19 protein-coding genes are annotated in these 24,462 nt (G+C 34.6%); 4 read left to right on the top strand and 15 right to left on the bottom strand.

Annotated elements, in window-relative coordinates:
• Positions 1–29: 29 nt before the first annotated feature.
• From IRZ80_RS09635 to IRZ80_RS09570, 14 genes are all read right to left on the bottom strand, one after another.
• Positions 30–1,487 carry a contractile injection system tape measure protein gene (locus tag IRZ80_RS09635; protein WP_194641353.1) on the bottom strand — a complete coding sequence of 486 codons (1,458 nt, stop codon included), beginning with the start codon at positions 1,485–1,487 and terminating at the stop codon, positions 30–32.
• A 5-nt stretch (positions 1,488–1,492) separates the two neighbouring features.
• The gene (locus tag IRZ80_RS09630) at positions 1,493–2,209 is read right to left on the bottom strand and encodes a hypothetical protein (protein ID WP_194641352.1); all 717 of its coding nucleotides are present in this window, start codon (positions 2,207–2,209) and stop codon (positions 1,493–1,495) included.
• Between the two features lie 25 nt (positions 2,210–2,234).
• Positions 2,235–4,733 (bottom strand): hypothetical protein, encoded by a 2,499-nt coding sequence (locus IRZ80_RS09625; RefSeq protein ID WP_194641351.1) that lies wholly within the window; start codon positions 4,731–4,733, stop codon positions 2,235–2,237.
• 153 nt (positions 4,734–4,886) lie between these two features.
• On the bottom strand, positions 4,887–7,889 hold the full coding sequence (locus tag IRZ80_RS09620; RefSeq protein ID WP_194641350.1) for a hypothetical protein: 3,003 nt from the start codon (positions 7,887–7,889) through the stop codon (positions 4,887–4,889).
• A 4-nt stretch (positions 7,890–7,893) separates the two neighbouring features.
• Entirely contained in the window at positions 7,894–10,992 is a 3,099-nt protein-coding gene (locus tag IRZ80_RS09615; protein ID WP_194641349.1) for a baseplate J/gp47 family protein, read from the bottom strand.
• A gap of 45 nt (positions 10,993–11,037) precedes the next feature.
• Positions 11,038–11,448, bottom strand: coding sequence for a GPW/gp25 family protein (locus tag IRZ80_RS09610; protein WP_194641348.1), 411 nt, complete (start codon positions 11,446–11,448; stop codon positions 11,038–11,040).
• Between the two features lie 5 nt (positions 11,449–11,453).
• Entirely contained in the window at positions 11,454–11,747 is a 294-nt protein-coding gene (locus tag IRZ80_RS09605) for a PAAR domain-containing protein (protein ID WP_194641347.1), read from the bottom strand.
• Between the two features lie 6 nt (positions 11,748–11,753).
• The gene (locus IRZ80_RS09600; RefSeq protein WP_194641346.1) at positions 11,754–13,421 is read right to left on the bottom strand and encodes a phage baseplate assembly protein V; all 1,668 of its coding nucleotides are present in this window, start codon (positions 13,419–13,421) and stop codon (positions 11,754–11,756) included.
• Positions 13,422–13,427: 6 nt separating this feature from the next.
• Positions 13,428–14,198: a hypothetical protein gene (locus IRZ80_RS09595; RefSeq protein WP_194641345.1), complete on the bottom strand. Its 771-nt coding sequence runs from the start codon at positions 14,196–14,198 to the stop codon at positions 13,428–13,430.
• The gene (locus tag IRZ80_RS09590) at positions 14,195–14,368 is read right to left on the bottom strand and encodes a DUF5908 family protein (protein WP_194641344.1); all 174 of its coding nucleotides are present in this window, start codon (positions 14,366–14,368) and stop codon (positions 14,195–14,197) included. Before IRZ80_RS09590 ends, IRZ80_RS09595 begins: the two co-directional genes overlap by 4 nt.
• 31 nt (positions 14,369–14,399) lie before the next feature.
• Positions 14,400–14,858 carry a phage tail protein gene (locus IRZ80_RS09585; RefSeq protein WP_194641343.1) on the bottom strand — a complete coding sequence of 153 codons (459 nt, stop codon included), beginning with the start codon at positions 14,856–14,858 and terminating at the stop codon, positions 14,400–14,402.
• A 4-nt stretch (positions 14,859–14,862) separates the two neighbouring features.
• The gene (locus IRZ80_RS09580) at positions 14,863–15,303 is read right to left on the bottom strand and encodes a phage tail protein (RefSeq protein WP_194641342.1); all 441 of its coding nucleotides are present in this window, start codon (positions 15,301–15,303) and stop codon (positions 14,863–14,865) included.
• Between the two features lie 66 nt (positions 15,304–15,369).
• Positions 15,370–17,319: a phage tail sheath C-terminal domain-containing protein gene (locus IRZ80_RS09575; protein ID WP_194641341.1), complete on the bottom strand. Its 1,950-nt coding sequence runs from the start codon at positions 17,317–17,319 to the stop codon at positions 15,370–15,372.
• Positions 17,320–17,363: 44 nt separating this feature from the next.
• The gene (locus tag IRZ80_RS09570) at positions 17,364–18,038 is read right to left on the bottom strand and encodes a DUF4255 domain-containing protein (RefSeq protein ID WP_194641340.1); all 675 of its coding nucleotides are present in this window, start codon (positions 18,036–18,038) and stop codon (positions 17,364–17,366) included.
• Positions 18,039–18,299: 261 nt separating this feature from the next.
• Here IRZ80_RS09570 and ileS point away from each other — a divergent pair, with 261 nt between their 5' ends.
• From ileS to IRZ80_RS09555, 3 genes are all read left to right on the top strand, one after another.
• Positions 18,300–21,704 carry an isoleucine--tRNA ligase gene (gene ileS, locus IRZ80_RS09565; protein ID WP_194641339.1) on the top strand — a complete coding sequence of 1,135 codons (3,405 nt, stop codon included), beginning with the start codon at positions 18,300–18,302 and terminating at the stop codon, positions 21,702–21,704.
• A gap of 4 nt (positions 21,705–21,708) precedes the next feature.
• Entirely contained in the window at positions 21,709–22,089 is a 381-nt protein-coding gene (locus IRZ80_RS09560) for a TraR/DksA family transcriptional regulator (protein WP_100432822.1), read from the top strand.
• Positions 22,090–22,297: 208 nt separating this feature from the next.
• Complete coding sequence (locus IRZ80_RS09555) at positions 22,298–22,903, top strand: lipoprotein signal peptidase (RefSeq protein WP_194641338.1); 606 nt, start codon at positions 22,298–22,300, stop codon at positions 22,901–22,903.
• 157 nt (positions 22,904–23,060) lie between these two features.
• Here IRZ80_RS09555 and IRZ80_RS09550 read toward each other — a convergent pair whose 3' ends face one another.
• Positions 23,061–23,624, bottom strand: a complete 564-nt coding sequence (locus IRZ80_RS09550; protein WP_194641337.1) for a 5-formyltetrahydrofolate cyclo-ligase — start codon at positions 23,622–23,624, stop codon at positions 23,061–23,063.
• A gap of 408 nt (positions 23,625–24,032) precedes the next feature.
• On the opposite strand from IRZ80_RS09550, the gene IRZ80_RS09545 reads away from it, so the two are divergent.
• On the top strand, positions 24,033–24,462 hold a 430-nt coding region (locus IRZ80_RS09545; protein WP_194641336.1), incomplete at its 3' end, for a hypothetical protein.

Here is a 24,462-nt window from a genome sequence, read left to right as displayed (position 1 = left end):
AAGGTATTAATTCATTGTGATCGTTTTCTTTAATTCCAATAACAGTTTAAAAAATCTTCCATCCATGGGGTTTTGATTATTTCGATTCCCCATGGCAATTGATTCAGTAAAACATCGACACCTTCCTGTTTTACCCATAATTCTATTTTTTTATTCTCGGTCAGCAGGATTTTTCCCTTTCGTTGTAAAAATGTTTCCCGTAAACCGGCAATCGAGGTATCTCCAAGAATTTTCCAATGCCCGATAACAGCCAGCAGTAAACTTTCACATTTTTCTATTTCTCTCTGGCTAATTTCGAGTTTTGTATTTACTGCATTTTCTGTAGGAAAACCACATAAAATCTTATTGAGAACCAATTCATTTTCTCCTATTTTGGTTTCTCCGTTAATTAAAAACTGTGTCAATAAAATGGCTTTATGCTGATTGATTTTATTTGTCCAGCTTCCATTTTCAATAAGATCTAATTGTTCGAATAAGCGTTCTAGGAAAGGATGAAATAATATCAGACCCGCATTTTCAACATATATAAGATTTTCGGTTTTAGAATTGGGACTTTCCAGTTCATCGTTTCCTAGAATTTCTAAAGTGTTTTTTTCTTCGACTGCTGCTGCTTTATTTTTATTTAAAGAAGTAAAATCGTTTAAAACCGCTTCCCAAAAAGCTATAAACTCAGAATTCATAAACTTTTGATGAGTATTATAACTGATGATTTCTGGATTTAATAGTTCTTTTAACACCAAAAAAGAGCTGATTTTTATATCCCAATATTCTGATGAAATAATTTTAATTGTATTATAAACTTCAAAGCGGGTAATTTTTTTTTCTTTTAAAAAATAAAATTGCCAGGCCATAAATTCGATCCAGGTTTCTAAAATTGTCTGAGAAAAGTAAGTTGCTTTTGAAACCAGTGCCGATTGTAATAACTCTCTGAAACCATTTTGAAAACCTTCAAGCCGGTTTTCTATTTTCGATTTAAATAATTCTGAAAAAGTGTATATAAAACGAATTAAACTATTTGGGTTTTCAAGAAAAAGTGATAGCAGTTTCTGCATCATAGAATCATTTATCTCTAACTTGATAATTAATTCTTCAATGTTTTGGAACTGTCCATTTTCTGGAATAAATCCTTTTTTTAAAAAATCAAAAAATAAATTCTCAGCTATTATTTCTTGCAAAAATAGTGTCTGCGGATTATCAGTTCCATTTAAATGCTGTTCCATATTCTCGAAATGTAATTTTAAATAGGCATCAATCTGTTGTAAAGAATGTGTAACGATTTCTTCCTTCCAATTTTTTTTGGATAAAGGCGGAAGTTCAATTTCCAGTTTGTCAATTTTCCAGATATAGTCTGGCAAAGAATAAATATTGAGTAATGATTCAAGTTTTGGATAAAACTCTTTTTCTAATACCATCGCAACAGTATTTTGTACTTCTTTCCCGAAATCGACAGAAGTACAATTTATTTGTAAAGTATGTTGCTGAACCAAGTGCATTATTTTTCTTCGAAAATTAAATCATTATCTTCTATGATACTGCTAAGCATTTTGTCTAAGGATTCTTGCATTTCTTTAGAGAATAGACCATATTCAAATTTGTTTGGTTTATACAGCAGCGCCATTGATGTGGAAATATGTCCTGCGGAAGGCAGAATAATATGAACTCCAGGTTGTTTTTGTCTGTCTACTAATAAACCAACTCCGATAATCATCATTGGAAAATCAGATCCGCTTTTTGAGTTTGCTCTAGTCTCAACATGGGTTATAACTTCTCCAGTTGCAGGAGCGGTACTGCTTATTTTGTCCTGAGCTTCAAAAAAAGGAACCATAAATGTGAGATACATTTGTTTCTTATTGATGTTGGGTAAAAAAGATAACAAAATCTTATATTCCTCTTCTTTGATAGGAATAAACAGCCATTCGGGATTATCTCTTCCTTCTTTTTGGGGATCACGCAACATGGCTTCAATACAAAGATACAGGGAACATGAAAGTTTTTCGATTCCGGTAAAATTCACTTTCACTGATGCAAGTTGCTCTGTTCTTAAAGGATTATCCATATTTCCAAAATCAAAACTATTAATTGCCGTTGAAGGTTTATCCGAAAAATCCAAAATGTCTTTAAGAATCTTGTTGGTATCAACAGCGCTTATATTTCCTTTTGCAATAATTTTGCCGTCAATTGCTGTAATTATTTCTTGTTTGGTTGCCATAGCTTTATTTTTTTAGGATTATTGTCTAGGTGTTAAAATCATCATTATTAAAGTCTGCTTTTTCAAAATCTCCAAGCTGTGTTTCCGTATTCCCTATAATGATATTGATATTGTTTCCCTCGGGATTTTGGATGTAAGGCAGAAAAAAATCGGCAAGTACTACTTTTTGCGGAGCGGTATTTTCTATCAGTACCAATGGCTCAAATTGAAACAAGCTTGTGATATTGGTCATGAAAAACTCTTGTAAATGTGCCGGATAATTGGCTGAGAGATTTTGCTGAGCCACCTTAATCAAGTTCGCTTTGAGATTCTCCGTTTCATTTTTGCAATCTTTGAGCGCATTTGCATCATAGGAATCGATAGCGGTGAATTTTGTTTTGTTTAATAATACACTTTTGGTAAGATCGTCTTTGATGGTTTTGGTTTCTTCAACAGTTCCAAAAGAAAAACTATCGGTATAATTTTTTATCGAATTAAGAAGCACTTGATACTTGGGCGCAGTTTGCTGTGGTTTGAAAATGGTAGTATCCGAGTATATCAAAATAAATGTCCCGCCTACAGATACTCCCGCATGGTGCTCCATTCCTTTGTTTTTTTGTAAAAAAGAGGATAAAAACAAATCTTTATAACTGGAATTCCATCTTTTTACAGCTTCATCATAAATTACTGTAAAGGCATCTTCCAGAAATAATTCATTAATCTGATCCAAATGGTCGATGAGATCTTCAACCAAAATGGTTATGTCTTTTTTGCCCCATAATAAACAAAACCGATGAAACAAAAACAGCACATTCAGGTTTTTGAAAATTTCATAAAAGCTTTTATAATTAGGCAAAAATTCACTTAAATCATCTGTCAGCAATGATTTTACTTCATTCAAGATATTTTTCAGAGAAGTAATCGTGGCATCCGTCATGATGGTTTGCTTGACAATTTCGGTCTTATTAGAACTTATCCAGTTAATTACAAACTCAGTAATATTGTATACTTTCTTTCGGGCCAGATCATAATCAACTTCCAAATCGGACCAATCGCCCTGATGTTTGGTAATATCTACATCCTTACCCGTAAAATCTACTGCATTGAGTGCAATTGTTTTAAAAGGCAGATTGTAAGTATCTTTTAACGAAGACAATTCGGTAAGTACTTCCAGATAATTTTTGCCAATATGGCCTTCTATTCTAAAAAAATTATAAGGTTCCAAGTCATATAACAATGGTTTTTTGACCCATTGTAAATCGGTATAATTTGGTTTTTCGGATTGATAAGAAAGAATTTCATTGGTTTTATTTTTTACTGTTTTATCCGGATTCCATTTTTTATTGAGTTCCAGAAAGTTAGAGTAATAGTATGGAATAGATTTTTGTGATAAAGGATTTTTACCATAAATAGTGGGAGTTATCCGTAAAACAGTATCCGAAATTGACCATGATTTTATCATAAGAACCAATCGCTCAAACAATATATTGAGTTTGTTTCTTAGCAGAATCTCTTTATCAGTATTTCCTGTTTTTACATAAGGAGTTCTGAAATTATTTTCCAAATTGATGTTGCCCAGAATAATATGAAAAGGAAATTGACCTTCGTCAAAACAGCAAAAAGTTGGATTTTGATTCTGAAAATCTACAATTTCATTGTAAGCAGATACAATATCGGCAATCCAGTCGCATACGTATTGAACTTGCAATTTGTCTTTATTTGCATTGATGATCTGCAATAATTGCGTTTTGCAATTGTTTAATGAAGAAAAATCAGAAGTGGGTTTGAGTACATTTTTATTTGTATTATAAATTTCATTTATTTGGTTAGAAAGCGTAGTCAGGAAAGCATCATCATACCAGTTTTTAAAACCATTAAGCACTTGCTGACCCGTTATTAAGTTTTTGAATGGGACATTATATCTGGGACTAACGAGTTTTTGGGAAGTTTTTTTAATATCAAAACCCTGCAGTAACAATGGTGCAATATCTGCATTGTTTATAACCAGTGGCCGAATGTTAAACTCAAGTCTTTTGCCTTTATCATCACAGTTAGTATTGACACAGTTTTTTTCGTCTATTAATGCAGTTTCCAAAATAAATAAAACTGTTTTATCATTGAAAAAACCGTTGGGAATTGCTGTTTTTAATGGCTCGGTAGTATTAGATTCCAGTAATTCAATGGCATTTTTGAATGGCAGATATTTGGATCCGTATTTCAAAATGGGTTCCAAAAAAGGCTCTTTACTGTAATTGGCTCCCAAAAAATTGGCCGAAAGTTCTAAATTATGATAAAACGTAAACAGTTTTTCCTCCCAGTTTATTTCATAACCCAATGAAGTAACTGCTGTTCCGCAGCTTATTTTAATTTGATTGGGTTGTGGATGCGAAATCTCCAATCCACAAACAATTCCCATCCCTAAAAGGCCTGTTCTTGATAAACGATCCTGCTCCTCAAGATAACTTACAACAGTATTAAGATGTTTTTGGCTTAGGACTTGATCGGCCTCAAAAACGGGATATTTGGAGTTGTTAAATGCTTTCATATCTGTAAAATTTATTTTTTAGAAGTCATATATGGTATCGTCTTCTTATTTATTTGGTGTTTATCTCACAATAATTTATTTTCATCGGTGTTCGATGATTATTCAATTGTTTGCAACAAACTTATTAATAGTGGCGATTTCATAGTGCTATTTTTAAAGTGTTCCTAATGCTGTATTTCCTAATAATATCGGGTTGGCTGTTTCACTCAGATGACAATCGAATAAGTTTCCTTCGGGGTACATAGTGTTCAATTCATTGAGAGCAGTTATCATTTGTTTATGACAGAGTAAAAAACTGGTTTCATCTTTTGGTAATAGTGTTTTAGAACATTGCCTGATCCTAAAATACCGATAGTTTTCGAGCCAGTTTTTATACGCTTTCTGAAACTGAATCATATCACTTGCATTTACCCAGCAAATTTTCAGCAAAACATGAGCGGGAGCTTCCTGCCTAAAAATTTTCTCTGCATATTTTCTAAAAGTCAAATTTCGAAAACGGGTCAAATAACCTGGCAAAACAATCGTCGCTTTGAAAGAATAAGGATCATTATTGGCTTCATCCCTGCAGTCATCCTGTAAACAAACGGTGAGTAAATCACTGTCTGTGTGGGTTGCCAAAAAAGGGCGAAGCAATACATGCTCTATCGAATAAAAGTTCTCGAAAGTTTCATTGAGAGCCTGCAATAATGAATTGTAATAGTTGTACGCTTCTGCAAATGAGTTAAATGATTTGTCAATTTTGGCAATTTTAGCGGTGTCCTGTTCCAGATAGAGATAATATTTGGAACCCGATTTATGAATTGCATAATCATTGGGTTCAAAAATATGCTCTTGCAGCCAGTTCCATTTAATTATCAAATCGGTGCCTGGATTTTGTATTTTAAAATGAATTATTCCCAGTTTTGTGGATATCGATAATTGAGACTGAGGGCTGTCATCATTGGCAATATCTCTCAAAATAATACTATTGATGCCTAATAATTTGGCAACTCGCTTTTCATACCCGCCACGGGAATTGGAATTCCAAAAATCGGGTGGAGTCAGTGTATTTGGATGTATGTAATCCATTCCGACGCCTCGTTTACTGCTTATTTCGGGATAATCATTAATGAAGTTCTGTTTGTCCTGAATTAAATCTTCGTATTGAAAACTAAGTTCACCCAAACCTTTTGCATCCTGATTGACCTGATACATCATAAAAACATACTCATTGAAGCTTTCTCCAAAACGCGACATCAAATGGTCCAATGCGCGATTGCGTCGCTCGTAAAAATTAGTTTTGTTTTCGTAAATAGTTACATGATCATCGTTTGGAATCCACAAATTCTCCTCAAAGGAACTGGTGTATACTTCATTAGAATAAAATTCTCCTCCGTTCCAGTCATTTTTGGAAAGAAACTTTGGAAAGTATGTCCGGTCTATTGTCTTTGTGTCCAAAATGTTTTTGGAGTTGTATAACTGATTGAAAAAATCAGCCAAAATCTGATCATAAAAATGCAGGTAACCCTTGAGCTGTTTGACCTGTGCTTTTCGCAAATCGGATTCTTTATCTGTTAATTGGTTTTTTCCTAAACCATAATTTTGAGGAAATTCATCCTGAATACTGTAAAACTCATCCAGCTGATAAAAAGTTCCAGACGGATAAGGAAGTTCATTATTAGTATTGAGCAGTTTATAATTTTTTTGCTGTGACTTATATATTTCTATTTTTTGATCTACCAGCATCTGATTATTTTCAGAAAGCAGAAATGGGATCTTTTTTTGAAACAAAAGTATTTTGGACTTTTTAGGAGTAAAAATAGGATTGACTTCCCCAGAAAGATTCAGACTCCAGGGCTGACTGGAATTTCCAGGCACAGGCTTGCCATTTTTGTCATAAGCTGTCAGTAAAAGATTGCTTACCGAAATCACTCCTTTTACGTCCATCAATACAGCAATAATATCCGAAGAATGAATCGCCGTTGGTAACGAAGAATGGATTAATTCTTCATCTTTCAGGAATCCGTGGTCGAGTTTGGGACCTAAAAATAAATCCTCTGAGTGATACCCTTCATTGAGTAATTGTGCTAATGTGTAAAAACGGATAGGAGGATTGATGACATCAAAAACAGCAATTTGAATTTGTGCCATAACATCAACTACATTGCTTTGAGCCTCTATTTCAATATCAACACAAATTCCTATTTCAATACTCTCGATAGTGGAGAGACATAAATAGTCTTCGGTAAAATTTCTATTTTGATGCAGTTTTTGATGTACTTTTTGAAAAGCAGCATCGACCTTATTTTTTTTATCTTTAAAAAGTGTTACTAAATCAAGATAGTTTTTTGAAATAGAAAAATGAGCGAATACAAGATCTATTTCACTTGGATCATAACAGCTAATCGTAAAAGTCAAAAATTCTGTTCCGTTTGGAGTTTTAAAAAGAGTAAGAACAATTTTGTTATCAATTTTCTCTATTTTTTTACTTTTTATTTTGGCGGGTTTGCTTAATGCTTCCAGCAGATTGGCTTTTGGACTGCTCCACGTGTCAAACATCGGATTGACATTTACCTGAATCCATTGATCCTGATTTAAAAATTCAAAATCCAGAAGCGTCGAATTTAAATCGCCAAGTATCGGATCTTCTTCCAGTTCCAATACTATTTTGTTTAAACCTCTGAGCGGTAATTTGTCTAAAGCGGTATTGTTTTTATCAACCGGTTTTAAACTTAATTTATCCTCTACCGGATTTATATAAATTGGAATTTCATTATCATGCGGAGCAGGAAAGCCTGAAGAATCAGCAGTTTTTCTGGCAGCCAAAAACCAGGCGTTCGAAATACCATCGATATCAATGAGCAATTTTCTATAATCGATTTCGGTAAGGGGCGCATTGGAGAAAATAGTGCTGGCGGGAAAAAAACTATTGTTTGAAATTTCTCCAAACTTGTTGCATAAAATGTTTTTGATGTCAAAAGTGGTTCGATATCCCAACTCGGTAATAGCGTAAGACAAAACTTCAAGAATGGTAATACCCGGATCATGGGCATTGTAATCTGTCCAGAATTTGTTTCCCAGTTTTTCTATATATTTCATTCCCTCTTTTCTCAAAAAATCATAATCCTGAGAGAGAGGAAGCTTTCGGTCTTTTGCTATAAAATAATCTGTTCTCATAGGATCAATTATTTATTTCTTCTATAAAATGAGACTCATTGGGTACAAATAAGGTAAAATCGGTCATCGGGGTAATTTCTTTTACTTTATAAAATATATTTTTTATGCTGTCGTTCGTATCATTGAGAATAATTTGATTGACCTCAAAATCAGTAATATAATCGACAAAATGCTGATTGTCTATTAATTGAATCAGCTTCGATATTTCGATAGCATTGGCAAAAACGAGTTCAGTATTCTCAAATGCCCAGGGACTCAAATAAGAATTGATGATTTTAGTCAGTTCTTTTGCATACATAAGTGTATCGGCACCCGGAATTTCGTGGTATTTAACTTTAAATCTGACTTCTATTTTTTCTAATGTTGGCGTTTTTACAGCAATTCTGGCATGAGGCGAAGCTATTTTGGCAATATATTGCTGAATTTTTTTCATAATTCCCAAACTCAAAAGCGGTTTCCAGGAAACAGGATTTTGATAATTATTTGATTTTGCTATAGGAATTAATGTAATGTATCCCGCCGAAACATTGGATAGGATTGTGCTATTATAGCGGTAATGATTCAGGCATTTTATGCGATGCACTTCGGGAAATTCGTCCAAAACAAGGCGTTCGTAATCCCATAAAGTAATCGCTCGTTTTTTATGTCTTAGCCTTTCGCTGGAGCGCTGATATAATAACAGATCATCTTCTTTTTTCCTGCCCGAAAAAGAAGCATACGGCTGAATTACTTTTTTTATAAAATCTATTGGCTCATTAAATTTGGAGATAATTTCTTTGGGTGTATTTTCAATAAAAACACTACCGTTTTGTTCGAAATCTGTCAAAACTGCTTTTAAAGCCTGGGTGTGAATACCTATAAAATTACAAATAGCATCGATCCGGTCTATTGTAATTTTTACCCAAAAAAGTGATTTTTCCAGAATAGTAGTGTCACTGGTGTCAAATTCGGGTATCGTTAACTGAACCAAACCAGATTGGGACAATCCATTTGTTTCATCTCCCATTTCATGGGTATTAATAAGAGTCCATGAATTATGATTGAGATAAAACCATTCGACATTTGCCGTTTCTTGTCTGGGATTGGCAGTTCCCTCTGCAAGCTGAATCAAAAGTGATAATCCATTTCCTGGAATTACTTTATCAAAACCCAAATAAATTTCCCCGCCCAGAGGTGCATCATGTGGAAATCTGGAATCATATAATTCATCTTTTTTATATCCAAAAGGCAGAATGTGATATACTTCAATTGGGTTATTGGAAACACCATTACTGTAAGTGTCATCCACAAAGTATCCCAAACTGATGTCGTTAATTGTGGGTGCTGTTGGCAAAACGATAGGAAGGGTAGTACTCTTGCTTGCGCCAATGAAGTCCTGCAGAAATTTTTCTCCTGCAAAATCGGTATCGTTTAGTATAATTTTGGTATAACCAGAAACAGAAGAAGAGTCTGGTAATGCATTTTTTTCCTGATATTCCGGTATGGGGTTTGTATTTTCAATATAATAATAAAAATTTTCCGGGGATGTCCATAGTCCATCAGCCAGATTTGATGTTTGCATCGTTACAGTATTATATAAACTGGGATTGATATCAAGGTATATTTGAGAACTTTTTTTGACAAAAGCTTCGTTACAGCCTATCACAAAAGCATTACCATTTTTTGGAAATTCACCAAAAGGTTTGAACGATTTACTGGTATCAGCTAATCCGGTATCCGTTCCTAAAACAAAGTTTTTTAAACCGTAAGCGTAAACACTAATTTCTATTTTGTTTATATCAATCTGTTTAGCTTCATTTTGTGATACAATTTTTAGAATCGGATAGTTTGTATTTATCTTGATAGTGTTATGAATTTCCGGATTATAAGCGATTATTTTTTTTTCGGATGGCGGAATTTCTATTAATATGGATCCTTCACGATTAGTGATATTAGTAATTTCTATTACTTTTTTTTCGCCAGTCATAAAAAACTTGTAGTGTGTTAAATCTAACTCTTCATCATTAATTCTGAGTGTGATTTTTCTGTGGCCGCCACTTAGGAAAAACAAAGGGCTGGCAATAAGCAAACCTGTTTCTACCATTGCACCTGTATCGGGAAAAGCACTGAATGCTTTATTTTGTGCATTCGATTTTATAAAATCATTTTGTTTCCAAGGAATATCCAGAGTTTTATAATTGCTTAAAAAAGAATGCAGAACCCCGTTGTTGATTACCTGATCTGATGTTGAAGCATAGAATTTATTTTTGCCCAGACTATTTTTGCCCGCAGGAAAAACAGTCCCTTTGGGAATCAGAACCGTTTTATCCGGATTAGGTTCAAAGAGCAGATGTACATAATCAGGACGCGCATTCGCAGGCTGTATTTGTAAAACGTCTTTGTAATAAAAATCAAGATGCCTGTTTGTAAATTCGTTAAGTTGAGTTTGGGCAATACCCAAAAGTTTCAAAAACGAAAGATATAATGTAAAATGAGGTTTGTGATTGGAATAATTTTCCAGCTGATTGTCAATACTTTCTCCAGAAATCTGCTTCCAGTTTTGAATTAATCCATAAAGCTGTTGTACCGTTTTGTCAAACTGACTATTCGAGAATAATGCCAATGGATTTGATGCTGCACTTATTTTGTCTTTTAAATCCTTTATTTTTTGAATAAAATAAGGCTGAGTTCCCTGTAGTGTTTCTTTGACTGAAATACCTGAATCAAGAAAATTTATTTTTCGGGTAAAATCTAAAAACTGACTGTTGATGGTTTCAAAATAAGATAAGAGTATGTCTTTTTGATCTGTTACAATTGTTGCAGATCTGACTTCGGTTTTGGTAATTTTATATTGCTCCTGCAGTTTTTGGACATCCCACAAATACAGTTGTACCAGAATGGAAGTCGATTCCCATTGAAAAAAATTAGCCCAATTTCCGTCCTCGACATTCGTATCATTATAAAATTTTATATGACTGGCCATTTTTTGGGCAAATGCAATAAAATCGATTTCCTTTCTTTCATCTATAAGAAAATGATCGGGCTTAAGGGCCACCAAAAATCGCTCTTCCTGGGTAGTTCCCATTCCTTGATGAATTGATATGTTTGATGAGCAATCGTCCATTTTTTTATTTTTATTATAAATAGTTCAGCAATAAAAAATCAGTTTTTATTTAATGTATGTTCCCTCTTCCAGATAAAAAGGATAAACGTAATTCTGTCTTGAGTTGGTAGTTCGTATTGTGTAATCTATTTCTAATTTTATAAGTCCTTGTGATGTTTCTTCGGAACCAAAAGAAACGTTATTGAGATCTATTCTGGGTTCATATTTGAGTATTGCCATCTTTACAATCTCTTTTATTTTAGTAAGCAGTGTTACTGTAATGTTTTCAAATAATAAAGGGGAAAGATTACATCCAAAATCAGATCTTAAAATACGCTCTCCAAGTTTTGTTCCCAAAAGAATCTGCAGACTTTGGTTGATATCAGTGGCTCCGTTTACCGTTTCAACTGAACCGGAAATGGAATTAAATGTGGGCGGAAAACTCCAGCCTGTTCCTATAAATGTTTCGTCGTTCATATTTTCTAACCTCCTATTAAAACTGTTGGACAACCTAGTATTATTGTTCCTCCATGTGCTGTTGAGTCTCCCATTCGTGTGGCCGCTTTACCGCCAATGGTAACTGTTCCCGAACCTTTTGTAATCGAATCGGGTGGACCTGTACACAGACAGTTATCTCCCACAACTGCTGCTGGCATGCCGCCTATGAGCACAGTACTATTTCCTCCTGGCAAAATGGGTCCGCCTACATGAGGAACTGAGCCTGGTCCTACCGAAGGGCAGACATGCATATCTGATACTCTTGCTGCTGCTGGCATATTTTATTAATTTATTTTTATGATACCTCCTTTTAATTCCATATTTCCAGAAGCACTGACACTGCAGCCTGTTCCATCTATTTTTACATCTCCAGATGCTTTTACTATAAAATCTTTACTGCTTTCTATCGTAATTCCATCTTTGTTCATAGTAATTTTATTTTTGTTTTCGTCTTCCAGAACGAATCCTTTTTCATCATCGCTTATAAGAAGTTTATTTCCCTTTTTGGTACTTAGTTCAATAGCTTTTTTTTCATCATCCAGAATCACTTTAGTGCCTTCTTTGGTTACAAAACCTTTAAGATAATTTTCCTTTGCGATGGGAAAAGGCATTGGTTTGGCACTGCTATATAAACTTCCCAAAATAATTGGTGTATCAGGATTATTTCCCAAACAGCCCAATATGACTTCATCATCCACGCTGGGAATAAAATAACTGCCCATGTCTTTTGAAGCATTTAGAGTAGCGAGCCTTGCCCATACTCCTTCTCCTTTTTCAGAGAGTGTAGGAATGCGGACTTTGATTCTGAACTCCTTATTTGGGTCTTCTTCAATTTGAACCACAACACCTATCTGCAATCCGCTGATTGAATTGGTCTGACCCATTTGTGCCTGAGGGCTTGCCGTTTGTTTACTGGCATTTTCTGCAAATGAAGGTTCTCCTTCAAAACCCAAAGTATATTCGGTTTTCCAGCTGCCATTCTCAATAGTATGTTCTATGGCGCTAATGATAATAGCCTTATCATCTATTTTTTCATTTACTTTATTACATTTTATAAAATCTCCTGTATGTGCTTCCAGATTGCCAAAAGTCTGGATTTTGCCATTGATGGTCTGGAGTTCGCTTTTCTTTAAAATTGCTTTGAGCATCCTTTTTACAGTACCCTCGCTAAATCTGTTTTCATTGAGTTTTATTAATTTTTCAAAGGGATTTATGGCTTCTTGTGTTTCTTCTGTTTTCACTATTTTTTGAGTAGCGGGATCCCAATGCTCAATAATTGCTTTTTTTAATTTTTTTGTTTCATCTGATTTTCCTGTAAAGGAGAAAACATTAATTCCATTTTCGGCCAGATATTTTTCTGAGGGTGGGGATTTTAATAAGTCTACACCATTAAACTCCCCATTTTTTATCGAAACAAAAACGCCAACCGAGTCCAGATAACCCAAAACAAAATCCCATGGCAGCGTAGCTGGGTTGTGTGTTATTTTTTCTTTCCCCCAATCTTTTCCAGATAATTCATCGTTGAGCTTTAATTTTTTTGTAAATAGTTTTAATTTATCTTCAAACGTCTGATTGTTAGTCTCAGCTTCCGTACTGGGCAATGTCATATCAAAGGCAATGTCTTTGCATTCTATTTTTATATCGATAAAATTGCCGTTCTGCACTTTTTCAGTAGCTTTTATAACTCCTTTAAAAAGTGTTTTTTTCTCTTTTTTAATAGTAACATTAAAAGTGATTTCATCATTTTCTTTTAAGGCGTCACTAGGAAAAGTTTCTTTTTTGTCGACATCCCTATTCGAAGCAATAAATGTGAATTTTGCCGATGGAATTTTATTGAGCTCAAAATGAACGTGCGCTTCTTTGAGTAAGGTATCCAGTCCGTCGTTTTTGTCCTTCACCAGGATTTCCAATTTTAGGACTTCATCTTCGTCTATATAGGGTTTAATAGGCATACTAAATTATTTTATAGGCGGGAAAATCAATTTTTTACCTAAGCGGATATTTCTAAAACTCAATATGTTATTAGATTGTGCTACATCTATATAATAATTGGGACTTTCATATATGTTTTCGGATATAAGAGTGAGTTTGTCATTCATTTCAAATTCGCGTTCATGAGTAAGATCTGGAGAACTCTTCTTTTGTTCCTTGACCATTATTTTATAAGCGACTGTTCCTTTAAAAGTACATTTGGCTTTGGCTCGAATGGGTCTTCCGTCTTTTCGAAATAAATAATATTCAATTTCCATGTTTTTCAAACGGCATTGCAGACTATAACCGCCCCATAAAAGCTGTAAATATGCGGTATGATGAGTTTTGCCATTGTAACCTAATAGCAGGTTTTTAAATTTTTCCAAATCTTCTTCTACTGATTTTACTTCGGCAAAAGGGTTTACAATTGCCGGTTTTAGTGCATCCAAAACATCGCCTGCTTTATCCAAAAATGACATTTCTCCTTTCCCGTCTTTAATTTTACCTGGAGGAACAACACCCGAACTGTCAAAAAGGAATTCAAAAGTCACCTCTTCGCCTTCAATTTTGTTAAATTTCAAATCGTTGCCGGTGGCACCCATAGGCTGGCTTTCATTAAAAACAACATTCTGTTTCATGGTGTACTTCTCTGGGTTGAGCTGTACAAAAATGGTATTCTTGGGATCTTTGTCGTACTCATTGGTCTCAAAAACCTCAATTCTCATTTTGTCTATTATACCTAAAGCTGCCTGTATCATCGTTCGGATTTTTCTTTTATTTTTTCTAACACTTTAGTGGTACATTCACGGATAAGCTCTGATTTTATAGAATCTAACTGCACTTTATCCAAAGGTGCCTGAGATTGGAAAGATTGTTTTTCCTCCTCAATTTTCACGACAATGCGCAATTCTTTGATTTCTATTGGCATAATTTTTAATATGAATAAACAGTTGATTTTTTTAAAAACTCGGAATCGGAATCTCTTTAAAAAAATTATATTTTAAAGAGATAGTTTCAATGACAATTTTGTTTTCTTCGGCATTAAAATCCCCATAATCTATAGACAATGGAATAGCATGTGATACATACCATGCTTTTACGGGGTTTCCATTTTCATTTAATAAGGAAACCACCAGATTAGCCGGACTGAAATTGAAATTTTCGATAGCATTCAGGCACCACATCGATACGCCCGACATATCCGAAGTCAGCCCTCTTTTGAGTACCAAATCCTGATATCCAGATCGTATGGGTAATTGATGTGTGAACCTATTTTGACCGCCTTCTTTTATCGATTCCATTTCCAGAGTTGCTTTTAAACCGCCCACACTTTGAAACTTGGTATCAATACTAAACTGGGGTAACAGTTCAAAAATTACCGAAAAATGAAAACCTACTATAGGATTTGAACTCGCCATAGGATTAAGCTACATGTTCCATCGTAAAACCATGATTAGCAATCTCAACGGTGTCTATTGCTGCTTCATTGGCATCAGATTTCATGTCTGAACATTTTAACGAAACAATAAAACAGTCTTTCACTTTCCAAACAACAACTGGTGCATGAGCTTCGTTCAAAAGAGAAATGGTAATATTTCGTCTTTCGACAGTGTTCATGGCTACGGTATTGTACCATTGATAAAACTCGTTATCACCAGCAAAAACACCTCTTTTAAGGGAAATATTACTTAGTTTTTGCAAGCCAGGCATTTTTTTCTTGAAAAATTCAGGACTGGAACCCACTCGGTGTTCTATAACATCCATTTCTTTATTTAAACCCGAAACCTCGGTAAAAGCTATTTTTGTACCGCCCCATTCAACACTAAAATGGAACTTTGGTATTGGGAAGTCTGTATTAGGCATAATTTTATTTTTTAAATATTAATTGCTAAAAACTATTTTGTTCGAATGATTTCTCTTTACGAGGCGTTATGATTTTTGCTGCATCTGCTTGAATTCAAGAATAATAAACTCAGCAGGTCTGGATGGGGCATATCCTATTTTTACGATCAATCGTCCTTCTAGAATATCTTGGGCAGTCATCGTCTGGTTGATTCCCACAGCTACAAAAAAAGCGTGTTCTGGTTTGGCTCCGGCCAATGCACCATCATTCCAAATCAAGGTCAGATAATTTTCAATCATACCTTTTACGTTGACCCATGTTTGAGAAACATTAGGCTCAAAAACATAACGCATACAGGCTTTTTTTACCGATTCTTCAACCATAATGGCCAGACGTCTTACGTTTACATAGCGCCAATCATTGCTGTTTCCATCGAGTGTGCGGGCACCCCAAACCAAAAATCCTTTGCCAGTAAATTTGCGTATGGCATTGATGGATTTACCAGTTTCATGAATATTCATAGGTTCCTGGTCAAAGTCGTTGATATCTCTGGTCAATCCAATAACTCCATTGATACTGACATTGGCTGGTGCTTTCCAAACGCCTCTAGTGCCGTCGGTTTGTGCATAAATACCAGCTATGGCACCACTTGGAGGAACAGTATTCATGCTTTGAGATAATTTAGAAATAATGCTTCCGTAAATTGGCATTTGAGCGATGAGGTTGTTTTCTTGTACTAATCCGTATTTGTAAACAGCATTTACAGCAGTGTCTAATGTATTTATTACGAGAGTATGTAATTTATTGAGCTCAGCCTGAATTTTTACAAAGTCAGGTTCATTATGTGGAGAAGGAGTTGCAACCGGATTGCTCAATTTGCCATCATACTCGTTTACTGGAGATTCTGTAATTGCCGAAATGGTACCCCAATTGCCATTAAAGTTTGCATCAAGAATTGTTGCTAATGGCAAAGGATCAACATTAGTGGTACCATCGACTTTTTTTAGTTTTTCATATGCTTTTCTAAAATCGATTAATTTTTGAACCACTGGTTTCAAAGAAATCGAAACCAAATCTGCATTGACATAAGTGACCAAATCTGAATTAGTATAATCATTTGGTTTTGCAAAAACTTTGATGAGATTCCAGCTTTTTATTAAGTTGGCATTCAGTTTTGTTGCATTTACTGTTGGTGTCCAATCCAATAATTTATTGGCAGAAATTGCATCTTTATGACTTGATTTTAAACCAGAAACATCTGTATGAAGTGCTTCGAATGAAGTGATGTTCGCTTTAAGATTTGTGTCATTAGGGTAAAATTGTTTGAAACCGCCTGTAGAAGCTAATGCAGTACTAATATCGGACAGCCTAAAGGACTGCGGAAAACTGCATGTCAAATACGGATAATAAGCTGCGCCATATTTTAGATTATTAGTTCCGATGTTTTCTCTAAAATCAGCATTATCAGCAAGAGCTGTTTTTGCTTTATCATATTTTACATCCATAATAACAAAGCGGTCCATGAGCTTTTGGCATTGCATTAATGCTTGTTTTTGAACCTCGCCAAGATCTGCAGCGTTCAGATTCACAGCGTCGGGGAACAAAAGCAATGTTGGCTCATCAAATTTTTCCAGAGCAGCAACACCTGCAATGAATTTTGTTTTGGTAGCAGCGTCAAAAGCAGGAGCATCTGAATACAGCCCGATAGATTGAATATAGCATTCTCCACCGCCGTTGCCATAAAATAATTGTAAGCTGTTATAGAGTTTAAACTGGCTTTCCAGAACCGTTGAATTATCGGTTGGAAGCAGATTAGCATCCAAATCGACTGTAATACCAGTTGGTCGGGGAGCTCCGCCATAGAGTTGTTCAAATTCCAAAAAAGAAGATACTCTGGTTGGAATATTTGGAGTGGGTGCATTTTCAGTAAAACCCACAAATGCTGGTACTGCAGTCGCTACTTGAGCAACAGAAGGCGGGAATGCATCAATCTCATTGATGTAGACTCCAGGTGTTTTGATAGAGCTAATATTCATGACTTATTATTTATTGGTTTTTAAAAATTATTGGAATATTAATTTTAATCTAATAGAAAGGAACTGGCTTCTATTTCTCCCGTTATATCACTTTTGTCATTAGTCCATAATTGAGCTTTTGCATTGTTGATGACAGGATCCGTTGGCAGGCTGTTTTCATTTTGTATGCGGATCATCCGCATGGAGTATAATACTGAGGGCATATATCTGCTTCCCAGATAAGACCACATCTGATTGAGATGTTCTGGCTTCAGGCTAACCAGATCTAATATGATTTTATTCATAGACTTAGCCTGATTTTCAGAAACTTCGGTTTGTTCAAACAAATTAGTAGTATCATAATAAAACACATTGTTATACTGAAGGCATTTGATGATGTATTCTAATTTATCAAGACCTTCTGCATATTTTGCCTGATCTTTATTGTAAGAAGTAAACAATAGAGACAAAATCAGATTTTGAGCAGGTTTTTTGTATTTTTCAATGGAGCTGCCATTTCCAGAATATTCTTTGTATAGACTTTGATTTTTTAGTGTTTTGTCTTCTTCAATATTTACTACAGAAAGGATCATTGAAGATTTTTCCTGTATAAAATTATCTCCGTCATTCAATGTGGCAACATTTGTCAATTCGATACTTACGGCAACTCCATTATTCAATACAGCAATTTCAGTAGTGATTTTTTTGCAAAGTTTGTCTAGTATCTTAGTTAAATTCATGAGTTGTTATTGGTTTAACATGCTGATTAAGAGGTTCAAACCTACAAATATTTTAAAAATCAAATGAGCGTAGAAATACCTGTTTTTTGATACGTAAAGTGCTTTGTGTGAATTCATTATAAGCATTATTATTAATTAATGTAAAGTTTCTTAAAATTGTGAGGAAGGAATAAAAAGCCGTAAAGTGTAACTTTTGACTTCTGACTTTCGACTTTCGACTTAATTTTATTACTTTCGCACCTCGATTAAGAAAAGGATAAAATGAGCACAAAATTTACTGAATACAAAGGACTTGACCTGCCTACAGTGGCATCAGAAGTTCTGGATTTTTGGAAGAAAGAAAATATATTTGAAAAAAGTGTAACCACGCGCGAAGGAGCAGAGCCTTACGTGTTTTTTGAAGGTCCGCCTTCGGCTAATGGATTACCAGGAATTCACCACGTGATGGCGCGTGCGATTAAAGATATTTTTTGCAGATATAAAACTCAAAAAGGTTTTCAGGTTAAAAGAAAAGCCGGATGGGATACTCACGGTCTGCCTGTTGAATTAGGAACCGAAAAAGAATTAGGAATTACAAAAGAAGATATTGGTAAAACCATTTCAATCGAAGAATATAACGAAGCGTGTAAAAAAACCGTAATGCGTTATACAGACGTGTGGAATGATTTGACCGAAAAAATGGGTTATTGGGTAGATATGGAAGATCCGTATGTTACTTATAAACCAAAATATATGGAGTCTGTTTGGTGGCTTTTGAAACAAATCTATGATAAAGGTTTGTTGTACAAAGGATATACGATTCAGCCATATTCACCAAAAGCAGGAACAGGATTGTCTTCTCACGAAGTAAATCAGCCGGGGGCTTACCGCGATGTAACGGATACTACAATTGTAGCGCAGTTTAAAACTTTACCTGAAACATTGCCTTCGTTTTTACAAGGTTTTGGAGATATTCACATTTTAGCATGGACGACAACTCCTTGGACACTTCCGTCAAATACAGCTTTGACAGTTGGTCCAAAAATCGATTATGTTTTAGTAAAAACTTTCAATCAATATACTTTTGAGCCAATCAATGTTGTTTTGGCTAAAAACTTAGTTGGAAAACAATTCGGAAAAGGATTTTTCTTAAGTGAAGATGACGCTGATTTTGACAATGTGAAAAACGGTGATAAAAAATTGCCGTACAAAATCTTAACCGAAGCAAAAGGAGCAGATTTAGTTGAAATCCGTTACGAGCAATTATTGCCTTATGTATTACCATACGAAAATGCCGAAAATGCATTTAGAGTAATATCAGGTGATTTCGTTACTACAGAAGACGGAACAGGAGTCGTGCATACAGCTCCGACTTTTGGTGCAGATGATGCTAAAGTTGCAAAAGAAGCAAAACCGGAAGTGCCGCCAATGTTGGTTTTGGACGAAGATGGAAACGCAGTCCCTTTAGTAGATTTACAAGGAAAATTCACTTCTCATTTAGCTGACTTAGCCGGTAAATACGTTAAAAACGAATATTACGATGCAGGACAGGCTCCGGAGAAATCTGTAGATGTTGAAATCGCTATTCGATTAAAAGAAGAAAATAAAGCATTTAAAGTTGAGAAATACGTGCACAGTTATCCACACAGCTGGAGAACCGATGAGCCGTTATTGTATTATCCCCTAGATTCATGGTTTATTAAAGTAACCGATGTAAAAGATAGAATGTTCGACCTGAACGAAACTATCAATTGGAAACCTAAATCTACTGGTGAAGGACGTTTTGGAAACTGGCTGAAAAATGCCAACGACTGGAACTTATCTCGTTCTAGATATTGGGGAATTCCGTTGCCAATTTGGAGAACTGAAGACAAAAAAGAAGAAATTCTTATTGGTTCTGTTGAAGAATTGTACAATGCGATCGAGAAATCGATCGAAGCTGGTTTTCAAAAAGAAAATCCATTCAAAGGTTTTGAAATCGGAAACATGTCTGAATCAAATTATGATTTAATTGATTTGCACAAGAATGTTGTGGATGAAATTACTTTAGTTTCTGCTTCAGGGAAACCCATGAAGCGCGAAAGTGATCTAATCGACGTTTGGTTTGATTCTGGAGCAATGCCTTATGCACAATGGCATTATCCTTTTGAAAACAAAGACAAAATTGATGAGAATAAAGATTTCCCGGCAAACTTTATCGCTGAAGGAGTAGACCAGACACGTGGATGGTTTTATACGTTACACGCAATCGGAACCTTGGTTTTCGATAAAATAGCATACAAGAATGTAGTTTCAAATGGTTTGGTTTTGGATAAAAACGGACAAAAAATGTCCAAACGTCTAGGAAATGCCACAGATCCTTTTGAAACCATTGCAGAATATGGTCCTGATGCAACCCGATGGTACATGATTTCGAATGCAAATCCTTGGGATAACTTAAAGTTTGATATTGAAGGAATTGCTGAGGTTCGCCGTAAATTCTTTGGAACTTTATACAACACTTATTCATTCTTCTCGTTATATGCTAACATCGATGGGTTCAAATATGCCGAAGCTGAAATTCCGGTAAACGAAAGACCTGAAATCGACCAATGGATTATATCAGAATTAAATACTTTGATAAAATTAGTAGATGAAGCGTATGCGGATTATGAGCCTACGAAAGCTGCTCGTGCTATATCCGAATTTGTACAGGAGAACTTAAGTAACTGGTACGTTCGTTTATGCCGCCGTCGTTTCTGGAAAGGCGAATATGCACAAGATAAAATAGCCGCTTACCAAACGCTTTATACCTGTTTGGTAAGTATCAGTAAACTAAGTGCGCCAATTGCTCCGTTTTTTATGGATTCCCTTTACAGAGACCTGACAAAAGCTGCTGAAACAGAAAAATTTGAGTCGGTACATCTAGCTCAATTCCCAGTTTCAGTTGAAAAGTATGTTAATAAAATGTTAGAGAGCAAAATGCAGAAAGCGCAGACAATCTCTTCTCTTGTTTTATCACTGCGAAAAAAGGAAATGATCAAGGTGCGTCAGCCATTGCAAAAGGTAATGATACCAGTACTTGACGAGAATCAGAGACTTGAAATTGAAGCAGTTTCTGACTTAATCAAAGCAGAAGTTAATGTAAAAGAAATCGTACTCCTTGATGATGCTTCTGGTATATTAATCAAGCAGATCAAGCCGAATTTCAAAGCTTTAGGGCCACGTTTTGGAAAAGATATGGGATTGATATCCAAAGAGATACAGAATTTAACCAGTGAACAAATCTCACAATTTGATAAAGAGGGGGCCTTAACCATTGTAATTGCTGGAAATAGTGTAATTTTATCATTAGAAGATGTAGAAATATCGTCACAGGACATTGAGGGCTGGCTGGTTGCCAACTCAAATGGAATAACGGTTGCGCTGGATATCACAATTTCAGATGAATTAAAACAAGAAGGTATTGCTAGGGAATTGGTGAACAGGATCCAAAACATCCGTAAAGATGCGGGATTTGAAGTTACAGATAAAATTAAAGTTCATTTGCAGAAAAATGATTCTTTGGAAATAGCAGTAAACGCCAATAAAGACTACATTAAATCGGAAACACTGACAGAAACGCTTGTTTTCGAGAATGTTATGGAGAATGGCACGAAAATTGACTTTGATGGAATAACAACAAGTATAATAATTACAAAAAATTAGTATTATGGTAGATGAAGTAGCAAGATACTCTGACGCTGATTTAGCAGAGTTTAAGGAAATCATTCAGAATAAAATCGTAAAGGCTCAGGCTGATTTGGATTTGATTAAGAGCGCCTACATGAATGACCTTAACAACGGTACGGATGATACATCTCCAACGTTCAAAGCATTCGAAGAGGGGAGCGAAATAATGTCTAAAGAAGCTAACTCGCAGTTAGCCATTCGTCAGGAAAAGTTTATACGGGATTTGAAGAGTGCATTATTCAGAGTAGAAAACAAAACGTACGGTGTATGCAGAATCACCGGAAAATTAATTGGAAAAGAAAGACTAAAAATTGTTCCTCACGCTACAATGAGCATCGAGGCAAAAAATCTTCAGAGATAAAAAAGACTTTTAAAAAGTTGCTAAGATTCTTAGTCGCTAAGTTGCTAAGATTTTGGAAGATAATTTTAAAAAACTATCGTTAAACCTAAAGAAACTTAGAAACTTAGTATCTCAGTCACTTAGTATCTGTTCTTAACAATAATTAACGCTCCTTTAGGAGCGTTTTTTTTTCTTAATTTATTATTTTTACGCCTTTAAATTTTTATAGATGTCATTAGTAAAAGCATACTTACTTATTGTTCTTATATTGTTAGTAGATCAAGTATCTAAAATATATGTAAAAACAAATTTTATTTTAGGGGAAGAGGTTCATGTATTCAATTGGTTTCAGATTCATTTTATCGAAAATGAAGGAATGGCTTGGGGAACTAAAATACCTGGAGAATATGGAAAATTAATCCTGACTGTTTTTAGGCTTTTTGCGGTAACAGGAATTGGCTATTGGCTGTGGGACTCTGCAGAAAGAAAGAAAGGTTCAAATTATCTTATTGTTGCCATAGCTTTAATATTTGCAGGTGCATTAGGAAACATAATTGATTCCGTTTTTTACGGAGTTATTTTTGATAACAGTCATCAGCAGCTCGCTACTCTGTTTTCAGACAATCCTTATGGAACCTGGCTGAACGGGCAGGTAGTTGATATGTTTTACTTTCCTTTTGTAAAGGACTATCCAATGCCGGAATGGGTTCCTTACTTTGGCGGACGTAATTTTACTTTTTTTAATGCCATTTTCAACATTGCCGATATGGCCATATCTACTGGAGTTGGTATTTTGATAGTATTTAATAAAAAAGCTTTTCAGAAACATCCATAAATACTTTTTTGAATCATAAAAAAAATAGGCTGTTCGTAATGAGCAGCCTATTTTTTTATTTATGTATGAGTCCTATATAAAATCACTTAAAATTTAATTCACAAAATCTGCACGATAGCTAATTGGCCTAATGAGAGTAATTTTATTAGATAATACCTTAAAACCGATATATTCCATTTGGAGTAACACAATAATCCAGCAAAATGTCACTTTCAAAAAGATCCAGAATTGATTCTTCCGGTTCAAAGAAAGACAAGCCAATTTTAATGGTTTCGGGTTTGCATTGTGAGAGGAATTTGTCATAAAATCCTTTTCCGTACCCCACACGGTTTCCTTTTATGTCATAAGCCAAAAGCGGTACAAAAACCACATCGATTTTTGTAGCTGGTACTTCCAGTCCGTCAATGGGTTCGGGAATATTATATTCGTTTTTTTTGATTTTGGTATTATCTGTCAAAAGAAAATGAGTCATTTCCCTAGTCACAAAATCACTTTTTGAAATCACGATTTCTTTATCTTTTCCAGAAAGGAGGTGAAGAATAAATTCGGTATTGACTTCTTTTTGTTCTTCAATGGATAAAAAAACATGGAAATAGGTTTTGTCCCAAATCGGGAGTTTAAGTATTTCATTGGCAATAGCCAGACTTTTTTCTTCTATTTCAATTTCCGAGAGACCGCTTCGTAATACTTTATACTTTTGTCTTAATTCCTTTTTCAGCATACAGTGATTCCTTTTTTAGATCGGTTATAAAAGTACTCAAATGATTTTAACCAATAAATAAATTTAAAAGATATTGACTCCTTTTATTACCGTTTGGCTTTTATCAGTTCCAATCAATATTTTTATTTGAAAGTTATTGTTTCCAGCTTTTTAGTTTTCATCTCTTTCTTAAGTTTACTTCAATCCACTTCAGGATTTTTTACTAATTAGGACACTTAAAACAATTTTTTTTGTTGTTGTGTTTGTGTTTAAATTATTGTAAATAAGTTATTTAATATTTTTTTATTTGGAAAGAATCGGTCTTAGATATGCCTTAGAGCAGCGTATCCTTTTTATTAAATATCACTGATTTTGGGGATTGTTTGTTGTAAGAAAACACTATATTTTTGTAAAATATTTCAATAAAAAATGAAACAAATTCCTAAAATAATGTTTTTTTGCTTTATTCTGATTCTGTCAAGTTGCGAAAAAGATGATTTGACACAAGTTAATGATGGCGAAAGTCCGACATCTGCAATAATCTATAAATCCAAGATAGAAGATTATTGGGGTAAATTAAAAAAAGGTTCTAGTAATGAATCGATATCCAAAATCGAAGAGTTATCGACTGCAGCAGATCTTAATAGTTTAAAAATATATGATTTAAGGACAACCGAAAAATTAGTGATAGCTGATGTAAAATCATTACAGGGATTAGATGGGATTATCAAGATTATTTTTTATCTAAACGGTGATAAAATGGTGCGATCAAACATTGTCACATTAAAAACCAATGAAACGAATATAGATTATAATAAAATAATACAATCAGTAGTAAATGCTGATAAAAAAGGTTTTA

It is taken from the genome of Flavobacterium sp. HJJ (assembly GCF_015351475.1).
Classification (GTDB): Bacteria; Bacteroidota; Bacteroidia; order Flavobacteriales; family Flavobacteriaceae; genus Flavobacterium; species Flavobacterium marginilacus.
This window is presented reverse-complemented; position numbering and strand designations above follow the sequence as displayed.

Bases quoted from the DNA above. Each gene is read 5' to 3' on its own strand.
- IRZ80_RS09585 (WP_194641343.1), bottom strand. From the start codon at position 14,858: ATGGCGAGTTCAAATCCTATAGTAGGTTTTCATTTTTCGGTAATTTTT.
- IRZ80_RS09610 (WP_194641348.1), bottom strand. From the start codon at position 11,448: ATGAACGACGAAACATTTATAGGAACAGGCTGGAGTTTTCCGCCCACA.
- IRZ80_RS09600 (WP_194641346.1), bottom strand. From the start codon at position 13,421: ATGCCTATTAAACCCTATATAGACGAAGATGAAGTCCTAAAATTGGAA.
- IRZ80_RS09575 (WP_194641341.1), bottom strand. From the start codon at position 17,319: ATGAATATTAGCTCTATCAAAACACCTGGAGTCTACATCAATGAGATT.
- IRZ80_RS09560 (WP_100432822.1), top strand. From the start codon at position 21,709: ATGGTAGATGAAGTAGCAAGATACTCTGACGCTGATTTAGCAGAGTTT.
- IRZ80_RS09555 (WP_194641338.1), top strand. From the start codon at position 22,298: ATGTCATTAGTAAAAGCATACTTACTTATTGTTCTTATATTGTTAGTA.
- IRZ80_RS09570 (WP_194641340.1), bottom strand. From the start codon at position 18,038: ATGAATTTAACTAAGATACTAGACAAACTTTGCAAAAAAATCACTACT.
- IRZ80_RS09615 (WP_194641349.1), bottom strand. From the start codon at position 10,992: ATGGACGATTGCTCATCAAACATATCAATTCATCAAGGAATGGGAACT.
- IRZ80_RS09620 (WP_194641350.1), bottom strand. From the start codon at position 7,889: ATGAGAACAGATTATTTTATAGCAAAAGACCGAAAGCTTCCTCTCTCT.
- IRZ80_RS09605 (WP_194641347.1), bottom strand. From the start codon at position 11,747: ATGCCAGCAGCAGCAAGAGTATCAGATATGCATGTCTGCCCTTCGGTA.
- IRZ80_RS09625 (WP_194641351.1), bottom strand. From the start codon at position 4,733: ATGAAAGCATTTAACAACTCCAAATATCCCGTTTTTGAGGCCGATCAA.
- IRZ80_RS09550 (WP_194641337.1), bottom strand. From the start codon at position 23,624: ATGCTGAAAAAGGAATTAAGACAAAAGTATAAAGTATTACGAAGCGGT.
- IRZ80_RS09595 (WP_194641345.1), bottom strand. From the start codon at position 14,198: ATGATACAGGCAGCTTTAGGTATAATAGACAAAATGAGAATTGAGGTT.
- IRZ80_RS09580 (WP_194641342.1), bottom strand. From the start codon at position 15,303: ATGCCTAATACAGACTTCCCAATACCAAAGTTCCATTTTAGTGTTGAA.
- ileS (WP_194641339.1), top strand. From the start codon at position 18,300: ATGAGCACAAAATTTACTGAATACAAAGGACTTGACCTGCCTACAGTG.
- IRZ80_RS09630 (WP_194641352.1), bottom strand. From the start codon at position 2,209: ATGGCAACCAAACAAGAAATAATTACAGCAATTGACGGCAAAATTATT.
- IRZ80_RS09590 (WP_194641344.1), bottom strand. From the start codon at position 14,368: ATGCCAATAGAAATCAAAGAATTGCGCATTGTCGTGAAAATTGAGGAG.